Annotated in this window: 22 protein-coding genes and 1 pseudogene; 10 read left to right on the forward strand and 13 right to left on the reverse strand. The window is 72.4% G+C overall.

Annotated elements, in window-relative coordinates; genetic code table 11:
• Positions 1–701: maltotransferase domain-containing protein (locus ACFW6B_RS38245; RefSeq protein ID WP_386603967.1), on the reverse strand; the 701-nt coding region annotated here is incomplete at its 3' end.
• Between the two features lie 112 nt (positions 702–813).
• A pseudogene (locus ACFW6B_RS38250) lies at positions 814–1,005 on the reverse strand (DUF5133 domain-containing protein); the annotation flags it as partial.
• Positions 1,006–1,306: 301 nt separating this feature from the next.
• Here ACFW6B_RS38250 and ACFW6B_RS38255 point away from each other — a divergent pair.
• Positions 1,307–1,822 (forward strand): pep a2, encoded by a 516-nt coding sequence (locus ACFW6B_RS38255; RefSeq protein WP_386603969.1) that lies wholly within the window; start codon positions 1,307–1,309, stop codon positions 1,820–1,822.
• A 233-nt stretch (positions 1,823–2,055) separates the two neighbouring features.
• Complete coding sequence (locus tag ACFW6B_RS38260) at positions 2,056–3,453, forward strand: FAD-binding oxidoreductase (protein ID WP_386603971.1); 1,398 nt, start codon at positions 2,056–2,058, stop codon at positions 3,451–3,453.
• Between the two features lie 18 nt (positions 3,454–3,471).
• Here the strand turns inward: ACFW6B_RS38260 and ACFW6B_RS38265 are convergent, their stop codons facing one another.
• From ACFW6B_RS38265 to ACFW6B_RS38275, 3 genes are all read right to left on the reverse strand, one after another.
• Positions 3,472–4,278: an SAM-dependent methyltransferase gene (locus ACFW6B_RS38265; RefSeq protein ID WP_386603973.1), complete on the reverse strand. Its 807-nt coding sequence runs from the start codon at positions 4,276–4,278 to the stop codon at positions 3,472–3,474.
• A 201-nt stretch (positions 4,279–4,479) separates the two neighbouring features.
• Positions 4,480–4,716: a DUF397 domain-containing protein gene (locus ACFW6B_RS38270; protein WP_386603975.1), complete on the reverse strand. Its 237-nt coding sequence runs from the start codon at positions 4,714–4,716 to the stop codon at positions 4,480–4,482.
• A gap of 3 nt (positions 4,717–4,719) precedes the next feature.
• Positions 4,720–5,541, reverse strand: coding sequence for a helix-turn-helix domain-containing protein (locus tag ACFW6B_RS38275; protein WP_386604042.1), 822 nt, complete (start codon positions 5,539–5,541; stop codon positions 4,720–4,722).
• A gap of 695 nt (positions 5,542–6,236) precedes the next feature.
• On the opposite strand from ACFW6B_RS38275, the gene ACFW6B_RS38280 reads away from it, so the two are divergent.
• Positions 6,237–6,752 carry a hypothetical protein gene (locus ACFW6B_RS38280; RefSeq protein WP_386603977.1) on the forward strand — a complete coding sequence of 172 codons (516 nt, stop codon included), beginning with the start codon at positions 6,237–6,239 and terminating at the stop codon, positions 6,750–6,752.
• A gap of 64 nt (positions 6,753–6,816) precedes the next feature.
• Positions 6,817–7,653, forward strand: coding sequence for a hypothetical protein (locus ACFW6B_RS38285; RefSeq protein WP_386603979.1), 837 nt, complete (start codon positions 6,817–6,819; stop codon positions 7,651–7,653).
• 57 nt (positions 7,654–7,710) lie between these two features.
• Here ACFW6B_RS38285 and ACFW6B_RS38290 read toward each other — a convergent pair whose 3' ends face one another.
• Positions 7,711–8,253, reverse strand: a complete 543-nt coding sequence (locus ACFW6B_RS38290; protein ID WP_386603980.1) for a hypothetical protein — start codon at positions 8,251–8,253, stop codon at positions 7,711–7,713.
• A gap of 704 nt (positions 8,254–8,957) precedes the next feature.
• On the opposite strand from ACFW6B_RS38290, the gene ACFW6B_RS38295 reads away from it, so the two are divergent.
• Entirely contained in the window at positions 8,958–9,608 is a 651-nt protein-coding gene (locus ACFW6B_RS38295; RefSeq protein WP_386603982.1) for a DUF4360 domain-containing protein, read from the forward strand.
• Between the two features lie 71 nt (positions 9,609–9,679).
• On the opposite strand, the gene ACFW6B_RS38300 is transcribed toward ACFW6B_RS38295, so the two are convergent.
• Positions 9,680–9,886 (reverse strand): hypothetical protein, encoded by a 207-nt coding sequence (locus ACFW6B_RS38300; protein WP_386603984.1) that lies wholly within the window; start codon positions 9,884–9,886, stop codon positions 9,680–9,682.
• A gap of 197 nt (positions 9,887–10,083) precedes the next feature.
• On the opposite strand from ACFW6B_RS38300, the gene ACFW6B_RS38305 reads away from it, so the two are divergent.
• From ACFW6B_RS38305 to ACFW6B_RS38325, 5 genes are all read left to right on the forward strand, one after another.
• Complete coding sequence (locus ACFW6B_RS38305) at positions 10,084–10,320, forward strand: chaplin (RefSeq protein ID WP_386603986.1); 237 nt, start codon at positions 10,084–10,086, stop codon at positions 10,318–10,320.
• A 257-nt stretch (positions 10,321–10,577) separates the two neighbouring features.
• Entirely contained in the window at positions 10,578–11,459 is an 882-nt protein-coding gene (locus tag ACFW6B_RS38310; RefSeq protein ID WP_386603988.1) for a hypothetical protein, read from the forward strand.
• A gap of 128 nt (positions 11,460–11,587) precedes the next feature.
• Complete coding sequence (locus ACFW6B_RS38315; protein ID WP_386603990.1) at positions 11,588–11,839, forward strand: hypothetical protein; 252 nt, start codon at positions 11,588–11,590, stop codon at positions 11,837–11,839.
• A gap of 11 nt (positions 11,840–11,850) precedes the next feature.
• The gene (locus tag ACFW6B_RS38320) at positions 11,851–13,044 is read left to right on the forward strand and encodes an SPFH domain-containing protein (protein ID WP_386603992.1); all 1,194 of its coding nucleotides are present in this window, start codon (positions 11,851–11,853) and stop codon (positions 13,042–13,044) included.
• Positions 13,045–13,222: 178 nt separating this feature from the next.
• On the forward strand, positions 13,223–14,704 hold the full coding sequence (locus ACFW6B_RS38325; RefSeq protein ID WP_386603993.1) for an FAD-binding protein: 1,482 nt from the start codon (positions 13,223–13,225) through the stop codon (positions 14,702–14,704).
• 51 nt (positions 14,705–14,755) lie between these two features.
• Here the strand turns inward: ACFW6B_RS38325 and ACFW6B_RS38330 are convergent, their stop codons facing one another.
• The 6 genes from ACFW6B_RS38330 to ACFW6B_RS38355 all read right to left on the reverse strand — a co-directional run bounded on the left by ACFW6B_RS38330 (position 14,756) and on the right by ACFW6B_RS38355 (position 18,608).
• Positions 14,756–15,703: a TauD/TfdA dioxygenase family protein gene (locus tag ACFW6B_RS38330; RefSeq protein WP_386603995.1), complete on the reverse strand. Its 948-nt coding sequence runs from the start codon at positions 15,701–15,703 to the stop codon at positions 14,756–14,758.
• Between the two features lie 278 nt (positions 15,704–15,981).
• Positions 15,982–16,449 carry a peroxiredoxin gene (locus ACFW6B_RS38335; RefSeq protein ID WP_386603997.1) on the reverse strand — a complete coding sequence of 156 codons (468 nt, stop codon included), beginning with the start codon at positions 16,447–16,449 and terminating at the stop codon, positions 15,982–15,984.
• Complete coding sequence (locus ACFW6B_RS38340) at positions 16,446–16,826, reverse strand: DoxX family protein (RefSeq protein ID WP_386603999.1); 381 nt, start codon at positions 16,824–16,826, stop codon at positions 16,446–16,448. Before ACFW6B_RS38340 ends, ACFW6B_RS38335 begins: the two co-directional genes overlap by 4 nt.
• 321 nt (positions 16,827–17,147) lie before the next feature.
• Positions 17,148–17,573, reverse strand: coding sequence for a cell envelope biogenesis protein OmpA (locus tag ACFW6B_RS38345; RefSeq protein ID WP_386604044.1), 426 nt, complete (start codon positions 17,571–17,573; stop codon positions 17,148–17,150).
• A 169-nt stretch (positions 17,574–17,742) separates the two neighbouring features.
• Entirely contained in the window at positions 17,743–18,087 is a 345-nt protein-coding gene (locus ACFW6B_RS38350; RefSeq protein WP_386604001.1) for a hypothetical protein, read from the reverse strand.
• Between the two features lie 86 nt (positions 18,088–18,173).
• Positions 18,174–18,608, reverse strand: coding sequence for an ATP-binding protein (locus ACFW6B_RS38355; protein ID WP_386604002.1), 435 nt, complete (start codon positions 18,606–18,608; stop codon positions 18,174–18,176).
• Positions 18,609–18,639: the final 31 nt, after the last annotated feature.

An 18,639-nucleotide genomic window follows, 5' to 3' on the forward strand; every position in this document is an offset into this window, starting at 1 on the left:
GCGATCGCCGGAAGCCGTTCGGCCGCCGTACGGAACGTGCCGTGCACCGCGGGATCCGTCTGCCCGCTCTCCGAACGCGGGAAGAACTCGTACCACGCCCCGTACAGCGCCCGCTCCCGCTCCACCAGCAACGGCAACGGCAGGGAGCGGGTGAGCCGTTCGCGCAGCGGATGCCCCGCGAGGACGGCCGCCACCTCGGGGGCCAGGGCCGCCGCGAACCGCTCGGCCGGGGGCAGGCGGTCGTCGCGCAGGGTGGCCGCGGCGGCCAGGACCGTGTCCCGGCCGGCGGTGCCGGGCACGCCCGCGGCGGCCCGCTCGTGGAGCGCGGCGCCCTCCTCCAGCACCAGCCCGACGTCGATCCCGGCGGGAACCTTGATCTCGGCGGAGCGCCGCCACCCGGTCACCGGGTCGCTCCACGCCTCCACCGTGTACGTCCAGCGGCCCGTGCCCGTCGGAGTGACCGGGGCGCCCCAGCGGTCGGTGCCGGGGGCCAGCTCGCGCATCGGCGTCCACGGGCCGGGGCGGCCGTCCGGATCGGCCAGGACGACATTCGCGCCGACGGTGTCATGGCCTTCACCGAAAAGGGTGGCGGTCACCTCGAAGGTCTCGCCCACAACCGCTTTGGCGGGCCGTCTGCCGCAATCGACGACCGGCCGCACATCCATGACGGGTGTGCGGCCGATCGTAGGGTTCGCGTCCATGATCGCGTCCATGCGTCTCGCCTCCGCGGTTCCGGGCCCGAATCGCCGTCGCCGCGAAAGGCCCTCTCGGTGCGGCCCCTGGGACCGCCGTTCAGATCCGTGCAGGAACGTCCTGCAGGTAGACCTCGGCGGCGTTCGCCGCCTCCCGCGCGCACCGCTTCCCCATCAGGACGCACAGGGTGTACCCGGTGTTCTCGAAGTTCCCCCGCACCACGCGGTCGGCGGGAGTCGCGAGAAGCAGGCGTTCCCACGCCCGGTAGCGCTCCAGGTGTCGGGCGACCTCGGCTTTGGCAGGCAGCAGCATCACGCTGGTCACCTTCCCGATCTCTCGAGCGCGCACGGCTCGCCTGGCCGGCGGATGAGGGCCGTACGCGAGGGGAAGCCGGTCCGTCACGGAGCGACACCCTCACTCATGGTGCCCGTACGGCGACCGAGCGTCTTGTTGGCTCTTCAACCACACGGTCCGTGCTCGGGTTGCACGAATGGAGTAGCACTCTCATGCTGAGGGTGACTCAGGAGCGATCGGCGCTCACGCTTCGCAATCGGGGCCCGGTCCCGCAGGGGGCGAGGAGGAGCGAGAGCTTCGCCGGTGAGGAGCCAACGAGATGAAAGCCGCAGTTCCCTGCTACTACCACCTGGATGTGGAGCTCAGCGAGGAAAAGGTCGGGCAGGTCGGGCGGATCCTGGCCGCGCACCTCAGGTACTGGAACCTGGAGAATCTCGCCGAGTCCGTCTGCCGCTGCGCGGAAGCACTGCTCCGCACGGTCGAGCGGCACTCGGCGGACAAGAACACGACGATCGAGATGTGGTGGAACGGACGACGTCTGTTCGCCGCCGTCTCGGACAACAGCCAGGACATCGGCCCGCACCGGGTGCCCCAGGGAAGCCTGGCCCAGATCGCCGCGCTGAGCGACGGCTGGGGCTGCTGTGCCACGGACGCCGGCGGAAAGATCATCTGGTCCTCGTGGCGGGCCCGCGCCGCCGACCACGCGCCGCTGGATCCGCCGGTGCCCGCGCCCTGTCTGCGCGAGGCGCGTGCGACACCTCTGTACGCGGTGCTGCCGGAGCCGGCGCTCGCCGCCGGACGGGAGGAGACCGGGCCGGTCGCCTTCCACGGGTGACCGTCCGTCCCGCCCCGCCGTGACGCCCGGCGACGTCCGTCCCGCCGTGTCTGCCCGTCCCGCTGCCTCCGGCCGGCGCGTCGGGGGCGGCCCGGGTCGTCGAGCCAGCCGGATGGCACGGGGTTAGGCTGGTCATTGATCGGGCTGAAACGGGCACATCGGACCCAGAGGCGGGGAGCCGGTCCACGGCCCGGATGCCGGACCTGGGGCGGTCCCCAGATACGGGGATGCACATGTCCACAACACCGGTACAAGCGGCACGCCAGGAACTCTCCGGATTCAAGGGGCAGTTGATCGGCCCGGAGGATTCCGGGTACGACGAGGCGCGTGCCGTCTACAACGCGATGATCGACCGGCGGCCCGCCCTGGTGGCGCGCTGCACCTCTCCGGAGGACGTCGCCCTGGTCATCGGCTTCGCGCGTGACCACGCCCTCCCGCTCGCGGTGCGCGGCGGCGGCCATCACGGGGCGGGCCTGAGCACCTGCGACGACGGAGTGGTCCTCGACCTCTCCCCGCTGAAGGACATCGACGTCGATCCGGCGGCCCGCACGGTACGCGTCGGCGGCGGCTGCCTCCTGGGCGAGGTCGACCGCGCCACCCACGAGCACGGCCTCGCCACACCGAGCGGCATCATCTCCACCACCGGGGTCGGCGGCATCACCCTCGGCGGCGGCCTCGGCCACCTCACCCGCAAGTTCGGGCTGGCCGTCGACAACCTGCTGGAGACCGAACTGGTCCTGGCGAGCGGTGAGTCCGTCCGCGCCAACGCCGACGAGAACACCGACCTCTACTGGGCCGTCCGCGGCGGCGGCGGCAACTTCGGCGTCGTCACCTCGTTCCTCTTCCGGCTGCACGAAGTGAGCACGGTCGTCGCGGGTCCCACCTTCTGGCCCGTCGAACTCGGCGCCGAAGTCCTCGCCGCCTACCGTGACTTCATCCCCCACGCGCCGCGTGAACTCGGTGGCTTCTTCCTCTTCGGCTCGGTCCCGCCGGGGCCCCCGTTCCCCGAGGAACTGCATCTGAAGAAGGTCTGCGGCGTGCTGTGGTGCCGGGTCGGGGACGACACCGAGGCGGCGGCCCGGGACATGGCCCCGCTGCTCGACGCCCTGCCCGAGCCCCTGCTGCACGGCCCCGCGCCGATGCCGCACCCGGCCATCCAGTCCGCGTTCGACGGCGTCTACCCGCCCGGCGACCAGTGGTACTGGCGGGCGGACTTCGTCGACGAACTCCCCGGCGAGGCCGTCGACCTGCACGCCAAGTTCGGCGCCGAGATGCCGACCTGGAAGTCGACGATGCACCTGTACCCCATCGACGGGGCCGTCCACGACGTCGGCCCGGCGGACACCGCCTGGGCCTACCGCAACTCGGGCTGGGCCGCCGTCTACGCCGGCGTGGACTCCGATCCGGCCAACGCCGAGGTGGTCAAGCGGTGGAGCGTCGACTACTCCGACGCCCTCCACCCGTACTCGGCGGGCGGCGCGTACGTCAACATGGTGATGGCCGAGGACCAGGAGCGGGTGCGGGCCAGCTACCGCGACAACTACGGGCGTCTGGCCGGGCTGAAGGCCGTGTACGACCCCGCCAACCTGTTCCGGTTCAACCAGAACATCGAGCCGGAGTCGAACGACTGACCTGCCGGGCGGGTCCGTTCACGGTTTGCGGGACACGCCCCCGTGGACGTCCGTGGGCTCGGGCCGCTCACCGGGCCCCGGACGCCACAAGGGGCAGGACACGATGCCGGGTTCGACCGGTTCGAGGCCCTCGTGGAACGCGGCGATCCGCTCGGGGCTGCGCAGCACGTACGGGACCGCCCCCGTGTCGTCGTAGCCCTGCTGGGCCTCCTTGAGCGCCGCGTCCGTGTCCGTGCTGTCGTAGTGCACGAAGCAGCTGCCGGAGGGCAGCGCCCCGTGGAGACGGCGGACGACCGCCCTGGCCTCCTCGTAGTCCTGGACGTGGCCGAGGATGCCCATCAGCATCAGGGCGACCGGCCGGGAGAAGTCGAGGGTCCGGGACGCCGCCTCGACGATCCTTTCGGGCTCGCGCAGATCCGCGTCGATGTAGTCGGTGACGCCCTCGGGCGTGCTCGTCAGCAGCGCCTGGGCGTGGCGCAGTACCAGCGGGTCGTTGTCCACGTACACGATGCGGGACTCGGGCGCGACGCGCTGGGCCACCTGGTGGGTGTTGTCGTACGTGGGCAGGCCGGTGCCGATGTCGAGGAACTGGCGGATGCCGAGCTCGCCCGCCACGAAGGTGACGGTACGGATCAGGTAGCCGCGCGAGGCGCGGGCCATCGTCTCGATGTTCGGGGCGACTTCGCGGTACGCGTCACCGGCGGCCCGGTCCACCTCGTAGTTGTCCTTCCCGCCCATCCAGTAGTTCCAGATGCGGGCCGAGTGCGGCACCGTCGTGTCGATCTTGGACAGTGCGTCCCGGTCGGGGGCGGATCGGTCGGCCATCGGAGTTCTCCTGCCGTGCGTCACGCGGTCGGTTCCCCACGCCGTCGACAACGGGCGGACGGGTGAGCCGAGTTGGTGGACCGCCCGGGACGAGCGGTCCGGCCGGTGTGGGGAGGACAACCCGCACGGCGGGAGGGTGCGTGCGGGTTGTCCGGTCAGGGGGTGCGGTCGCGGTCCCAGGCGGTGCGGCGCGGATCTCCTTCAGGCGATCAGGAAGTCGGCCTGTCCCGACTTGGCTCCCTCGATGAACGCGGCCATCTCCTCACGGGACCAGATCAGCGCGGGTCCCTCGGGGTCCCGCGACTGGCGCAGCGCGACGCTCCCGTCGGGAAGCCGCTTGGCCTCGACGCAGCTTCCGCCGTTGGTGCCGCTCCAGGGCTTGTGCCAGCCCTCCGTTCCCAGGCCGGCCGCGGGCATGCCGTTGTGCACGGGTCCCATGGATCACAACTCCTCACGCAGTTCGCCCAGGATGGCCCTGGTCCGGGTGACCGGCTCCGCCTGCACGGACATCCGGTCCAGTACCTCGAGATGGCTGACGACGTCGTCGGGCCGGTCGACGTAGACCGCGCCCGCCAGGCTCTCCGTGTAGACGATGTCGGGGAGTTCGCAGAAGCCGAAGCGGAAGTGGTGGAACGGGCCGAACGCGCCCGGGTGGGCGCCCGCCTCGAAGCGCATGATCTGGATCCGGACCTTCGGCATGTCCAGGGCCTCGTCCAGCCGGTCGAACTGGGCCCGCATCACCTCGGGTCCGCCCACCGGCCGACGCAGCACCGTCTCGTCCAGGATCGCCCAGAGCGCCGGGGCCTCCGGTTTGGCCAGCAGGTCCTGGCGTCTCATCCGCAGGGCGACGCGACGGGCGATGTCCTTCCCCGTCCCGCTCGGGAAACCGGCGCGCATCAGGGCCGTGGCGTAGTCGTGCGTCTGCAACAGGCCCGGGACGTAGTGGGGTTCGTAGAGACGGATGACGCTGGCCTCGCTCTCCAGACTCACGTAGGCGCTGAACCAGTCCGGCAGGACGTCGCGGTACGTGTACCACCAGCCGGGCCGGTTGGCCTCCCTGGCCAGGGCGAGGAAGTCGTCGGTCTCCGCCGCGGGAACCCCGTAGACGCGGAGCAGCTCCCGCACGTACGGGATGCGGAGCCCCACCTCGGCCTTCTCGATCCTGCGGACCGTCAGAGCCGTCACCTCGATGGCGCGCGCCGCCTCCTCGAAGGAGACGCCCGCCCGTTCCCGCAGCTGCCGAAGCCGTTTTCCGAGGACCATGCGCAGGACGGTCGGCGCGCTGCCGCCGGAGCGGTTCTCGCCCACGTCCCACCTCCCGGAACGGCCGTCTCGGGGGGCAGTGTGCCACGCGGCCGATGAAAGGGACAGAGTGATGCAGATCGTTCCGAAATTAACAGGACGCCGGGGCGCGCCCCGTGGGCGGGGACGCCGCGCCGATGGTCCCGGAGCTCGCCAGGGCCCTCGCGGGCGAGCTCGTACGCCGGGCCGACGAGGAACGCGGCCCGATGCGCCGGGCGCGTGACCGTCCCGCCGGACCGCGGCGCGAGCTCCTCCGCACGTGCCGGGCGGCGAACGCGGAAGCACTCGCGGTGGTCGTCCGGCGGCACGGCCGGCCGGCCACCGGCCGGGTCGGCGCACCCGCCTCGCCCGGCCGCCCTGCGCCCCTGTCCCCTGCGCGGGCCCGGCACCGTCGACGAGCGGCGGAGGGACGTCGGACCCGGCCCGCTCGACGAACGGCTGCGGAGCCTGCGCGACGACGTGTGAGGCGCCCGGGGAACGTGATGTGCAGCACGTGCGGAAATGCCCCGTTCGGGTGGTGCGGAAAGATTCTGGCTGGGCACGGCTTGATCACCGATCATGAAAGGGTGAAATCGCTGGCCACGGTATGTTCGGCGCATTTGACACTTCGTTGAGGGCACAGATAGGAACAGCTCTCTGAAGTGGAGAGGTGGACTGTGCGCGAACCGAACGTGGTCGGGGACTGGCAGGAGTACGACGAGCAGGCCGGCCTGCGTGTTCGCGTTCATGGGGTGGAAAAGGCGGAACCCCCGAAAGGGCGGGACGAGGCCGCCGACGAACTCACCTATTTCCGATTCCGGGTGACCGTCGAGAACCGTGCCGCCGAACACGTCGGCATCCACCTCGAAGACGGCCAGATCGACATCCGTGTCGGCGCCGACGGAGAGAGCGCCTTCCTCGACTGGCGGAACTCCCAGTTCATCGAGGGATACGACATCTATCCCCTGCGCCGGGCCACCGCGGTCCTCTTCGCGGCCGGCCCCGAGGCCGTCCTGAACCGGATGGACATCCAGATCCATCTCAAGATCGACGACGAGTGGACCGAGCGCTACCTCTGGGCGGGCGGCATCGAGAACGACACGCCCGTCGACGCGGGCGCGCGTCCCGACACGGCCCGGGACAGCCTCGCCTGCCAGGTGAGCAACTTCCTCAGGGGCGAGACGGAGTCCTGAACCGCCCGAAAGGGGGCGGAGCGGGCTGACGTCGGACGCCGCCGTGCCGGGCTATGGTCGCGGAGTGAGTCGAACCGAAGCGCGCTCCGAAGGGGCGGGTCCCTTCACGACCCGGCTGACCTGGCGTCTCGTGGACGGGCGTACCGCGGTCTGGGAATCACGCTTGGCCCGTAAGCGCGGCCTGCTCACCGTGCGCCTCCCGGGGGAGGCGGCGGGCCGTTCCCGGCGGGCGGACACCGTGTCGATCGCCCGGCTGCGCCGGCTGAACGCCATCGCCTCGGCCGCGTTCACGGTCGGCGGGCTGCTGTTCGCCCTCGGGGCCGGGGTGTGCCAGTTCGGCTCGGGGGGGCTGACGGGCGTCTGGATCTACTTCGCGGGCGGCCTGTTCTTCAACACGGGGGGCTATGCCTCACTGCTCCAGGCGGTGAACGCCCCCCGTCGCGACAGCGAGTCCGACGCGCTGGCCGGGCGGCGCTGGCGGTGGTGGAGCTACGAGCCGGGCCGGATCGACTGGCTCAGCACGTTCCTGCTGTTCGTGGGGACGCTCGTGTTCGGCGTCAACCTGGTGGACTCGCTGCTGAAGGGGCTCTCGGTCCAGCAGGTGGACCGGCTGATCTGGGCCCCCGACATGGTCGGCTGCGTCCTGTTCCTGCTCTCCGGCCATCTCGCCGTCGTCGAGGTCTGCCACGGGCGCCCGCGCGTCCTCGCCGGCGACCTCGGCTGGTGGATCGTCGCGGTCAACCAGTTCGGATCCGTGCTCTTCCTCGTCTCGGCGCTGGCCGCCTACACACGGCCGTCGACCGGCAGTCTCGTGAACGTCGACATCGCGAACTGGGGCACCCTCGCGGGAGCGTTGTGCTTCGCGGCCGGAGGCGTGATGCAGTTCTTCGAGCGGCCCTGACGGCCGCGTGCGGCGCGGGGACCGCCGTCCCGGCGTCCGTCCGCCGCGGGCGTCCGCCTACCGGTCGCTCGCCGGGTTGCCCTCGACCCACTGGATGAGCAGCTGCCGTACGTACGGATTGCCCTCCTGCGCGGCGTGCGCCAGCCGCTCCGCGCTCGCCCGTGCCGCCCGCCAGGCCGCCGGGGTGTCCTCGGCGTTGGCCTGGTCCGCCGCGGCCAGTGCGTCGGCGGCCAGGAGCCGGAGGTCCTCGGAGAGGTCGTCGTCGGCGGCGGTCCGGTACGCCTCCAGGCGCAGGGCCGCGAGGGCGGTGGGGGAGGGGGCGGGCTGCGAGGGCGGCTGGGCGTAGCCGCTCACCGCTATGACCACGCAGAACGTGGCGACGTCCCGGCGGCTCTCCGACTGGCCCTTGGCCACGGCGGGCGCGAGCCAGACGGGTGCCCGCCAGTGCGAGACCGCGGTGGCGACGAGGAGGGCGACGGCCAGCAGCGCGAAGGGGATCCAGCCACCGAAGAACCAGGCGAGCGGCCCGAGGACCAGGAAACAGACGGCGCTGCTCATCCATATCCGGCGGCGGCCGAGTCTCAGGTGTCGTGGATCCATGTGTCCCAGTGTCTCAGGGGCGCCCGGGGCGCGCCGAGGGGGCGGGGGGATTCGAGCGCTCCCGCCGCCTCCCGGCTCGTCCGGGGGAGCCGGGCCGGGAGGCCCGGGGGGGCCGGGCCGTGGCGTCCGGGGAAGTGGAGGGCGCGGCGGTCCGGACGCGTCCCGGGCCGTGGCGGCGGGGACGCCCCGTGACGGACGCCGGGGCGTCACGGCGCCGTGCCCCGGCCGGGCGCCGAGCGGGCCGCGGGGCGGGGCGAGGGGTGGCGTGAATCGGGGGTGGCGTGAATCGGGGCGGACGGGCCGGCCGGGGCGGGCCCCGCGGGACGGGCCGAGGGGGAGTGAGCCGAGGTGGGACGGGACGGCCGTGGCGGGAGCCGCGGGACGGGCCGAGGGCGGCGGGAACCGAGGTGAACAGGCCGCGGGGCGTGGCTGCGGGTGTGAACGGCGCGTATCGATTGGCCGGAGATGGCCCTGTCCTTCGCGACCCCCCGTACGTACGATTTCGTCGCTCCCGGCCTTCACAGCTCCTTCACAGCCGGGAGTGCTCGCGCATGTGTATTTGTCATGCGCATGCACAAATGAGTCACGCTTGGTCCAACGCACTGGTCCGCGACGGTTCCCCGTCCGTTCGGGGAGCCGCACCCCCCATTCGCGGCGGCGCGTCCACGTGCCGCCGGAACACCGACGCAACGGATTGGAGCACCATGGCCGGTGGCCTGTTCATGGGCGGCGCGATCGCCGCCCTGTTCGCCACAGCGCTTCCCCTGTCGAGCCCGTCCTCCGGTATCCAGGACCCGCCCCCGGACAAGATCGTCATCGATGTCGCCACGGTCAACGGATCCGGCTGTCCCCAAGGGACGGCGGCCGTCGCCGTCTCCCCGGACAACACCGCCTTCACGGTGACCTACAGCGACTACCTCGCCCAGGTCGGGGGCAACGCCGACCCCACCGCCTTCCGCAAGAACTGCCAGCTCAACCTGAACGTGCATGTCCCGCAGGGCTTCACCTATGCCATCGCGAGCGCCGACTACCGCGGCTTCGCCTCGCTCCAGCGGGGGGCCAGCGGCACGGAGAAGGCCTCGTACTACTTCCAGGGATCCCCGAACACGGCGTCCATCAGCCACCCCTTCCGCGGCCCCTACAGCGACGACTGGCAGGCCACGGACACCACGGACTGGGCCCAACTGGTCTGGGCGCCCTGCGGTGTCCAGCGCAACTTCAACATCAACACCGAGCTCCGCGTCAGCGCGGGCACCTCGACGCCCGGCAGTTCCAGCTTCATGACCATGGACTCGACGGACGGTGACATCAGCACCGTCTACCACATGGCCTGGAAGGAGTGCCCCGAGGCCTGACCCGCCCCTCGCGCGCCGGTCCCCGGCCGGCTCCGCCGCATCGGAGCCGACCGGGCAGGTCCACCGCCGCCCTACGGCAGCAGCTTGTCGACCGCCGCGGAGCCTTCCTCCTGGAGCTTTCGCTCGGCCCAGGCGAGGCTCTGCGGTGTGACGTCGCGACCCGCGGCGAGGACGAGGTCCTCGGCTGACACCGGGCCCTCGGTCCCGGTGTGCAGCAGTGCGTCGGGGGTCGCCCTGTCGTCGGAGGGCGTGGACGTGTCGGACTGGCTGGTCGGCATGGTCTCTCCCTGTTCCACCGGATCTGTATTCACGCTACGGGCATTCCGCGCGCCCCGCGCGACACGCCCGGCGCCGGGCCCGGTCCACGGGCGCCGCGGCGGGCGAACCCCCGTTCGGCTGCGCTGGATTGTCGGCTTCCGTTCGCGGAGGTGATGGTGAAGGAGCTCGCACCACTGCGAACGAACGGAGCTTTGGAATGCGTATTCGTCTGATGGCCGCCGCCGGACTCGCCAGCGTGGCCCTGATGGCCACCGCCGGGACCGCCGCCGCCGACAACGGGCCGGTGGTCGGTGTCGCGGGGGACAGTCCCGGAGTGCTGTCCGGCAACGTCGTCCAGATTCCCGTGGACGTCGACGCCAACGTCTGCGGCAACACGGTCAACGTGGTGGCCTTGCTGAACCCGGCGGTCGGAAACATCTGCGTGAACGGCTGACGGTCCGCGGGTCCGGGCGTCCCCTGCCCGGATCCGGCGGCGGCCTGGGCCCGGTGGCACACTCGCCCTCCCGAGTGGGCCGCCGGGCCCGGTCGCGTCCGGGGGCGGGGCCGCGGTCGACGGGGTGGCGGCTTCGGGCTCGGCGCCGACCCTGTGCCGGTGGTCGCCGTCCGGCGTCCACGTGTTGGTCTGTACATGACCATCGCGGCGGGCCAGACTGTGCGCCGACCGGACACTCCCACCGAGGAGCACCCTTCATGCGCATGTCCGCACGGCAACGTTGTCACGCGATCCTGGCCGGACTCGTCACCCTCACCACCGCCGCCGTCCTCTCCGTGGCCACCGGCGCCCCCGCCTTCGCCGCCGACACCTGGAACGAGGTGGGTTCCGACCGCGCCGACCCGCTGACCGAGAGCCAGGGCCTGACCTCCGTCGAGGTCCCGGCCGGCAGCCCCAACCACTACACGGGCATCGGCACGATCCCCGCGGGCGTGAGCGCCCGGGGCTGGAACCACGTGGGCGACCCGGACGCCTCGTACAACGGCTATTACGTGGAGCCGTACCAGAGCGACTCCGGCGGCGCGAAGATGTTCCGCGTGCAGGCGCCGGGCGGCGCGTGGTCGGAGTACGTCCACAAGCTGAACGCCGGAGAGGCGCCGAACAACTCCTTCGTCGCCATCGCGCCGAGCGGTACGTGGATGGTGTCCGGCGAGTACGGCACGATGAGCCGGCTCCTGGTGTTCCCGACGCCGGGCGTCAACCCGGCCACCACGCCCGCGGCCGACCTCCCCCTGGCGTCCACCGTCGCCCTCGACCACGCCGTACGTGACGTGCAGGGCTGCGACTTCGTCACGGCGACCCGGCTGCTCTGCTCGTCCGACGACCCCGCCGGAACGCTCTTCGGCATGACCAAGCCGCTGCTCCAGATCGACCTGTCCGCCGAACCGAACGGCTCGGCCGGCGTTTTCGGCCACGTCACGGCGCTGCGTCAGCTGCCGCTGCGCAGCTCCTGCTCGGGCACCTTCGAGGCGGAGGGCATCGACTACGACCGCCGCAGCGCCACCCTGCGCGTGATCGTGGTGTCCCCGGGCTTCTGCGTGCTGACCGACAGCAAGACCTACCGCTTCACCAGGAGTTGAGCCCGCGCTTTCACCGGGGCCGTCGCGCGTGGCTTCCCGGGGCCGCCGACGGGCGGGGGGCGTGCGAGGCCCGGAACGGCTGGGTCTAAGGTCGGGGGCAGATTCAGAGTGATGGGGGGTGGCCGACTGTGGTGCAGGACGACGCCGTGATCGGCTGCACGGGGGAACTGCTCATCGGCACCCGGGGAGCCGCCGGTCCCGGCGAGATCCTGGTGCGCGTGAGAGGCGGATCCGAGACCTTCCTCGCCTGGTCCCGGGAGCCTCTGCCGAAAGGGGCGACCGTGCTCGTGATCGAGTCCAGGGGATGCCGCACGGTCGACGTCATCGCGTGGGCGGATCCACTGGACGCGCTGGACGGCGGCGCCCTCGGCGCCGGTTGAGGAGGAAAGACATGTTCGGTTATCGCGTACCCGCCCCCGACGAGGCGATGTTGATCTCGGGCGGCAGGCGGGGACTGGGGGGCGCGCCGTTCCGGGTGGTGACGGGGCACGGCAAGTTCGTGCTGCCGATCTTCCGCAAGACCCGCTTCCTGACCCTGTCCATGTGCGAGTCGGAGGTCACCGAGACCTGCGTCACCAGGCAGGGCATCACGCTGCACGTCCGCGCCGTGATCGCCTTCAAGGTCGGCAACGACACCGAGAGCATCGTCAACGCGGGGCAGCGGTTCCTGTCCGACCAGGACCAGATGTCGGTCCTGACGGGCCGGATCTTCGCCGGCCACCTGCGCGCCATCATCGGTTCGATGACGGTCGAGGAGATCGTCACCGAGCGGCAGAAGCTCGCCGCAGAGGTCCTCGACACCTCGAAGACGGAGATGGCGAAGATCGGCCTGATCGTCGACTCGTTCCAGATCCAGTCGATCGACGACGGCGACACCGGCTACATCGACGCGATGTCCGCGCCGCACAAGGCGGCCATCCAGCGCCAGGCCCAGATCGCCCAGGCGCAGGCCACCCAGGCCTCCGTCGAGGCGGAGCAGGTGGCGGCGCGCAACCAGGCCGAGTACGCCCGGCAGACCGCGATCGTGAAGGCGGAGTACTCGGCCGAGGTGGACCGCGCCCAGGCGCAGGCGGCCCAGGCGGGCCCCCTCGCCCAGGCACACGCCCAGCAGGAGGTCCTCGCGGCGCAGACCGAACTCGCCCAGCGGGCCGCCCGGCTGCGTCAGGAGCAGCTCGTCGCCGAGGTCGTCAGGCCGGCCGAGGCGGAGGCCGAGCGGATCAAGGTGCTCGCCGTCGCCGAGGCCGAGCGCATGAAGATCCAGGCCGAAGCGGCCGCCTCCCACGACCGGGTCGCGCTCGACCGGATGCTGATCGACCAGCTGCCCCTGATCGTCAAGGAGGCGGCCGGCGGTCTCGCGGGCGCGAACGTCAACGTCCTCAACGGCGCCGACGGTCTCGGCGAGATAGCGGCCGGCCTGGTCGCCCAGGGTCTGACCATCCTCGATTCGGTCCGCCAGAACCTGGGCGCGCAGAACCCCGAGAGCGGCGCCGCGCAGGCGAACGGCCCGCTGGAGCTCCAGGGGTACAGCCGCACTCCGGTCGACGTCGAGGGCGACGAGCCGAAGGGCGCCCCGTCGGCCGGCTGACGGCCCCCGGCCCCCGGTCCACCGCGTCCGCCGTCCCCCGAGGGGCGGCGGACGCGGCCGTTTCCCCAGATGCCGGCGCCCCACGGTCCGCGTTCGTGTCAACGGGCTCGAATGTCCCTCAAGTCCCTTACACTCTCGCCCAGTTGATCGTTCAACGCGACCGCCCCAGGAGAAGCGCATGCCCCGGACACCCTCGCGACGTACCGCACTTCAGGGCCTCGCCGCCGCCGCTGCCGGCGCCGCGGTCGTCGGGTTCGATCCCTTCACCCGGAGCTGGGCCGCCACCACGACCGGCACCGCCCCCCACCCGCTCGCCGGCCTCCCGCGGCTGGACGGCGGCGTGCACACCGACGACGCCTCGCTCACGGCGGACGCCGACGACTACGGCCACATCGTCCACCGGCGCCCGGCCGCGGTGCTGCGCCCCGGCTCGGTGCGTGACGTCGTCGCCATGGTCCGCTTCTGCAACGAGCACGGCGTGTCCGTCGCACCACGCGGCCAGGGCCACGCCACCCAGGGACAGGCGCAGGTCGACGGCGGGCTGGTCGTCGAGACCACGCCGCTCGCCTCCATCGGCCCGGTCGGACCGGGCAGCACGACGGTCACCGTCGGCGCGGGAGCCCGGTGGAGCGAGGTCGTCCGCGCGACCCTGGCCCACGGACTCACCCCGCCCACCTTCACCGACTACCTCGAACTCTCCGTCGGCGGAACCCTGTCGGTCGGCGGCATCGGAGGCCAGACCCACCAGCGGGGCGCCCAGGTCGACAACGTGACGGAACTCCAGGTCGTCACCGGCGCCGGCGAACTCGTCCGCTGCTCCCCGAAGCGCCGCCCCGACCTGTTCCACGCCGTGCTCGCCGGACTCGGCCAGTGCGCGATCATCGTCGGCGCCACACTGCGCCTGGTCCCCGCGCCCGAGACCGTACGGCACTACCTCCTTCCGTACGACGACCTGAACACGTTCCTCGACGACCAGCGGCGGCTCGTCGAGGAGGGCCGTTTCGACTACGTCGAGGGCCAGGTGACCGCCGACGCCGGCGGTGCCTTCCGCGACTACGTCCTCGAAGCCGTCGCCTACGGTCCGCCCGTCGGACCCGCCCCCGACGACACGGCGCTGCTGCGCGGACTGCGGCACGACCCCGCGGGCGTGCAGAAGAGCGACCTCGGCTACTACGACTTCCTCGACCGGCTCGCGGGCCCGGTCGCCGCCCTCAAGGAAGCGGGCCTGTGGGCCTTCGCCCACCCCTGGCTGAACCTGCTGCTGCCGGGCCGTTCGGCGGCGGCGCTCGCCGGGTCCCTGCTGGCGGACCTCACCCCGGCCGATCTCGGGCCCGGCGTCGTCCTGCTGTACCCGGTGCTGCGCGAGAACCTGCGCACCCCGCTGCTGCGCACCCCGGACGACCCGGTGTCCTACCTGCTGGCCGTCCTGCGCACGACCCCGCCCGAGGACACCGCGACCGTCGACCGGCTCCTCGCGGCCAACCGGGCCGCCTACGACACCGTCCACGCGGCGGGCGGCACCCACTACCCGGTCGGCTCGGTCCCCTTCGGCCCGGCGGACTGGCGCGAGCACTTCGGGCCCGCGTACCGGCGGCTGGCCACGGCCCGGCACACCTACGACCCGCGGGGAATCCTGGTACCCGGGCAGGGCGTCTTCTGACGGCGGCGGGCGTTCCCGGCCCGGGACCCGCTCCCGGCCCACGGCCCGCGCTCACCAGCGGCCGGGCCCACTGCCCGTGATCGGCGCCGACGGCTCACCGTCCACCCCCCTCGGAACGTCACCGGCCAGCATCACCCGGTGCATGACCCGGGGGTGGTCGAGGTGGACGGTGTCGCCCGGCGCCAGATGGATGGTGGCCCGGTTGTCCCAGAAGGCGACACTGCCCGGCTCCCACCGGAAGCGGACCGTGTACTCGGGCCGGGTCGCCTGTTCCAGCAGCATGTCGAGCAGCGCCCGGCTCTCCGGCCGGGACACCCGGAGGATCTGCTCGACGTAGTAGCCGTTGACGAACAGCACCCGCTCACCCGTCTCCGGGTGCACCCGCACCAGCGGGTGGTCGGTGGCGATCTGGCGGTCCAGCAGATGACGGACGTACGCGTCGTCGCCCGGCCGGCTCTGGTACCCGACCCCGAGGCGGTGCTCGGCGCGCAGGGTGTCGACGAAGGCGCGCACCGGGGCCGAGAGGCCCGCGTACGCGACCGCCAGGTTCGACCAGGTCGTGTCCCCGCCGTACGGGGGCACGGTCTCGGCGCGCAGGATCGTCGCGGCCGGGGGATCGACCCGGGCGCCGTGGTCGCAGTGCCATCCGCGCAGCAGCGAGTGCCGGCGCCTGCGCAGCCACTCCTCGTGGTCCATGCCGTAGCGCCCGCCGAGCTCCAGACGGTCGGCCGTCGTCTCGACCTCGGGGAACTCCCCGGGGGACACGCTGCCCCGGGACCGCAGGCGGACCGGCGTTCCGAAGCGGCGCGCGAAGGCGACGTGCGAGGCGTGGTCGAGCCGTTGGCCGCGGAAGAACAGCACCTTCCAGCGCAGCAGGGCCGCCCTGACCGCGGCCACGACCTCGTCCGCCAGCGGCTCCGCCAGGTCGACCCCCGTGATCTCGGCGCCGATGTGTCCTGCCGCCGGCTTCACTTCGAGGGGTGCGACCTGGTCCGTCATGGGGCCTCCGTGGCTCGTGCGTCCGGCTGACGGACTCCAGCATGACCGCTCGGCCGGGCACCCGACAGGCCGCCCCGCGAGCGGGGGCGCACACGGGAGGCGCGCCGCGCGCACGGGGTGTGTCCGGCGTCCCCCACGTCACCGGGTCGCACTCCCTGTCGGAGGGCGCGGCCCGTACCGAGAATGGGGCGCAGTGAACGGGGCCCGCCCTCCATCCGCATAGGGGCGGGCCCCGTTCGCTCCGGCCGGGGCCGCGCGCGACCGCCGCCCCGGACCCCTCAGCCCTCGTGCTCGCGCAGCGCGGCGAGAGCTCGGTCGGCGTGGACGCTCATGCGCAGTTCGCTGCGGACCACCTCCAGGACGGTGCGGTCCTTCCCTATGACGAAGGTGACCCGCTTGGTGGGGGCGAGCGAGAAGCCCCGCTTCACACCGAACCGCTCGCGTACGGTTCCGTCGGCGTCGGACAGCAGCGGGAAGCCGAGCGTGTGACGGTCGGCGAACTCCTGCTGCCGGTCGACCGCGTCACCGCTGATCCCGACCGGCCGCGCGCCGGCGGCCGTGAACTCGGTGGCCAGGTCACGGAAGTGGCACGCCTCGGCGGTGCAGCCGGCGGTGAGGGCGGCGGGGTAGAAGAAGAGGACCACCGGCCCCTCGGCCAGCAGCCCGGACAGGCTCCGCGCCGTCCCGGTCTCGTCCGGGAGCGTGAAGTCCTCGACCCGGTCGCCCACGTTCACCTGAGATGTCATGACTGTCCCTTTCCGGACCGGGCGACTCGGCGCGCCCACAGTACGAGCGGCACCTGGAGCGGGAGCCGTGCGAGAGCCGCGGTCCTCAGGGGCGCGGGACGGTCGCGCCAGTCCACGGCCATCTGGACGTTGGCGGGGAAGACGCCGACGAAGAACGCGGCGGTGGCGAGCGCGGCGGCCCGGCGCGTGCGGGGGAGCGCCACCCCGGCCGCCAGGGCGAGTTCGGCGGCGCCGCTCACGTACGTCCAGGTCCTGGGAGCTCCCGGGAGGACCCGCGGGACGGTGGCGTCGAACTGCCGGGGCGCGGCGAAGTGGGCGACGCCCGCGGTGGCCAGAAGACCCGCGAGCAGCAAAGGTGATCGTTCGGACCGTGGCACGGTTCCTCCTCCGGGGGCTGCCCGCGGATATTACTTCAGAGTAAGTGCCTGTGGTACGGGTGGGGTGCGTCGGCCGGCCGTCGTCGGTGTGCCGTTCGCGTACCGGGCCCAGGGGCCGGGAGGAGGCCGGGAAGTCCGGTGGGTCCGTGAACGTCCGGGTCAGGGAGCGCGGTTCACGGCCGGCTGAAGAGATGTCACCCGTCTGAAGAGGTGTCACCCGGCACGGCGAGGATGCCGCCGATGCCCTGCTCGGCGCCTTCGGGTGTCTTCGCGGTGGTCCGGCGGCCCGGTCGTGCCCCGCACGGTGCGGGGACGGGGAAGTCAGGCCGTCAGGGCATGCCGAAAGGTGCTCGAATCCATCCCCTCGTTCCGCCGGGTCCCCTCGCTCCGGCCCGTCGCCGCGGTCCGCCGGGTTCCCTCGGCCCGCCCGGTCGCCTCGCTCCGGCCCGTGGCGGTGGTACGTGCCGCGGCCTGGACCGCGTACATGGTCTTCGCGGGGTCGACGAGCGGCTCGCCGAGCACGATACGGCCCGCCGCGTGCAGCGCGTCGCACTCGGCGGTGGACAGAGCCACGTAGCAGCCGCCGCGGCCGGTGGCGGGATCGAAGGGAAGCCAGTAGCCGTACCGGCGGCGGCCGTTGGCGTGCACCGTGAGGCGGACGGGGAACCGCCGCTGGGTTATCAGCCGCAGTATCTCGGCGCCTTCGGGGCCGAGCGGGGCGTGCGTGCGGGGCAGCGGCCGCAGCATGGTCACCGGCCCCCGATCGGCGCTCGCGGCACGGCACGGAGGTGCGGGGTCGGCGTCATGTGCGGGCGGCCTTTCGACGGACGGGCGGAATCACGCGCCACGGGCGCGGTGATCTTCTGGCTGACCGGCATTCTTTCGTACGGGACTGACATCGTGGGCGGAATAGCGTTCAGTCGCGTGGCGACCTTCGCGCGCGGTGGGACCGGGCGGTGAGCTGCCCCTGCACGAAGGGGTCCGTGGCGGGGTCGTACGCCCCGGCGTGGTCGGCCAGGGCGTCGGTGATCCGTTCCCACTCGTCCGCCTCCGTCCGGGTGTCGGGTGCCGTCGTACCGCCGGCCGAGGCTTCCTCGGCCGCCCGCCGCGCGTCGTCGAGGGCAGCCTTCGCCCGGTGGTGGTCCATCCCGGTGGCGGCGCGGCGCACCCGGTCCCACACGGCGTGCTCCCGCTCCGACGGTTCCCGCTCGGGCGACGGTTCCCGCTCCGGACCCAATGCTCCACCCCGATCGTGCGACACGGCAGCTTCCTCCATCGCAACCGTGTGCCCGTGCCACGCGGAACGACACCTCCGTGTCGGCGGGCACGGCCGCGAAGGCCGTTCCGTCACCAGGGCAGGAACGCGTGGACGTCCTTGCCGTCGGGCCGCACGATCACGCTCACCTGGTCGCAGAGCGCGTGGACGAGGTGCCAGCCGATGCCGCCCCCGCCCTGGGACGGACGGAAGCGGCGCGGCGCGGGCGGGGTGGTGCTGGTGTCGTGGACCGTCACGTGCACCCCGTCGACGGTGGGGCGTATCTGGAGCTCGAAAGGACCGGGAGCGTACTGGATCGTGTTCGCGGCGAGTTCCGTGACCACCAGCAGGATGTCGTCCCAGTGCTCGGCCGCCGACGGCGGTGTCACCCGCGCCAGGACGCGCAGAAAGCCGTCCGCGGCCAGCCGCGCGTCGGTCACGTTGCGCAGCTCCCCGCCGAACGCGCTGGTGAGCGTCCCCAGTTCCTCGGACGACGGCTTCCTGTCGCGGCTCGGATCGGTCTCCATCGTGTCCTTCGTTCGGATCTCCTGGGCGGAG

Source organism: Streptomyces sp. NPDC058751, assembly GCF_042746485.1.
Lineage (GTDB): Bacteria > Actinomycetota > Actinomycetes > Streptomycetales > Streptomycetaceae > Streptomyces.

Excerpts from the sequence above, each read along its gene's own strand:
- ACFW6B_RS38335 (WP_386603997.1), bottom strand. The coding sequence starts at position 16,449 with ATGACATCTCAGGTGAACGTGGGCGACCGGGTCGAGGACTTCACGCTC.
- ACFW6B_RS38270 (WP_386603975.1), bottom strand. The coding sequence starts at position 4,716 with ATGGGACCCGTGCACAACGGCATGCCCGCGGCCGGCCTGGGAACGGAG.
- ACFW6B_RS38305 (WP_386603986.1), top strand. The coding sequence starts at position 10,084 with ATGCGTATTCGTCTGATGGCCGCCGCCGGACTCGCCAGCGTGGCCCTG.
- ACFW6B_RS38300 (WP_386603984.1), bottom strand. The coding sequence starts at position 9,886 with ATGCCGACCAGCCAGTCCGACACGTCCACGCCCTCCGACGACAGGGCG.
- ACFW6B_RS38345 (WP_386604044.1), bottom strand. The coding sequence starts at position 17,573 with ATGCTGCGGCCGCTGCCCCGCACGCACGCCCCGCTCGGCCCCGAAGGC.
- ACFW6B_RS38330 (WP_386603995.1), bottom strand. The coding sequence starts at position 15,703 with ATGACGGACCAGGTCGCACCCCTCGAAGTGAAGCCGGCGGCAGGACAC.
- ACFW6B_RS38290 (WP_386603980.1), bottom strand. The coding sequence starts at position 8,253 with ATGGATCCACGACACCTGAGACTCGGCCGCCGCCGGATATGGATGAGC.
- ACFW6B_RS38265 (WP_386603973.1), bottom strand. The coding sequence starts at position 4,278 with ATGGCCGACCGATCCGCCCCCGACCGGGACGCACTGTCCAAGATCGAC.
- ACFW6B_RS38310 (WP_386603988.1), top strand. The coding sequence starts at position 10,578 with ATGCGCATGTCCGCACGGCAACGTTGTCACGCGATCCTGGCCGGACTC.
- ACFW6B_RS38295 (WP_386603982.1), top strand. The coding sequence starts at position 8,958 with ATGGCCGGTGGCCTGTTCATGGGCGGCGCGATCGCCGCCCTGTTCGCC.
- ACFW6B_RS38320 (WP_386603992.1), top strand. The coding sequence starts at position 11,851 with ATGTTCGGTTATCGCGTACCCGCCCCCGACGAGGCGATGTTGATCTCG.
- ACFW6B_RS38325 (WP_386603993.1), top strand. The coding sequence starts at position 13,223 with ATGCCCCGGACACCCTCGCGACGTACCGCACTTCAGGGCCTCGCCGCC.
- ACFW6B_RS38255 (WP_386603969.1), top strand. The coding sequence starts at position 1,307 with ATGAAAGCCGCAGTTCCCTGCTACTACCACCTGGATGTGGAGCTCAGC.
- ACFW6B_RS38260 (WP_386603971.1), top strand. The coding sequence starts at position 2,056 with ATGTCCACAACACCGGTACAAGCGGCACGCCAGGAACTCTCCGGATTC.
- ACFW6B_RS38275 (WP_386604042.1), bottom strand. The coding sequence starts at position 5,541 with ATGGTCCTCGGAAAACGGCTTCGGCAGCTGCGGGAACGGGCGGGCGTC.
- ACFW6B_RS38355 (WP_386604002.1), bottom strand. The coding sequence starts at position 18,608 with ATGGAGACCGATCCGAGCCGCGACAGGAAGCCGTCGTCCGAGGAACTG.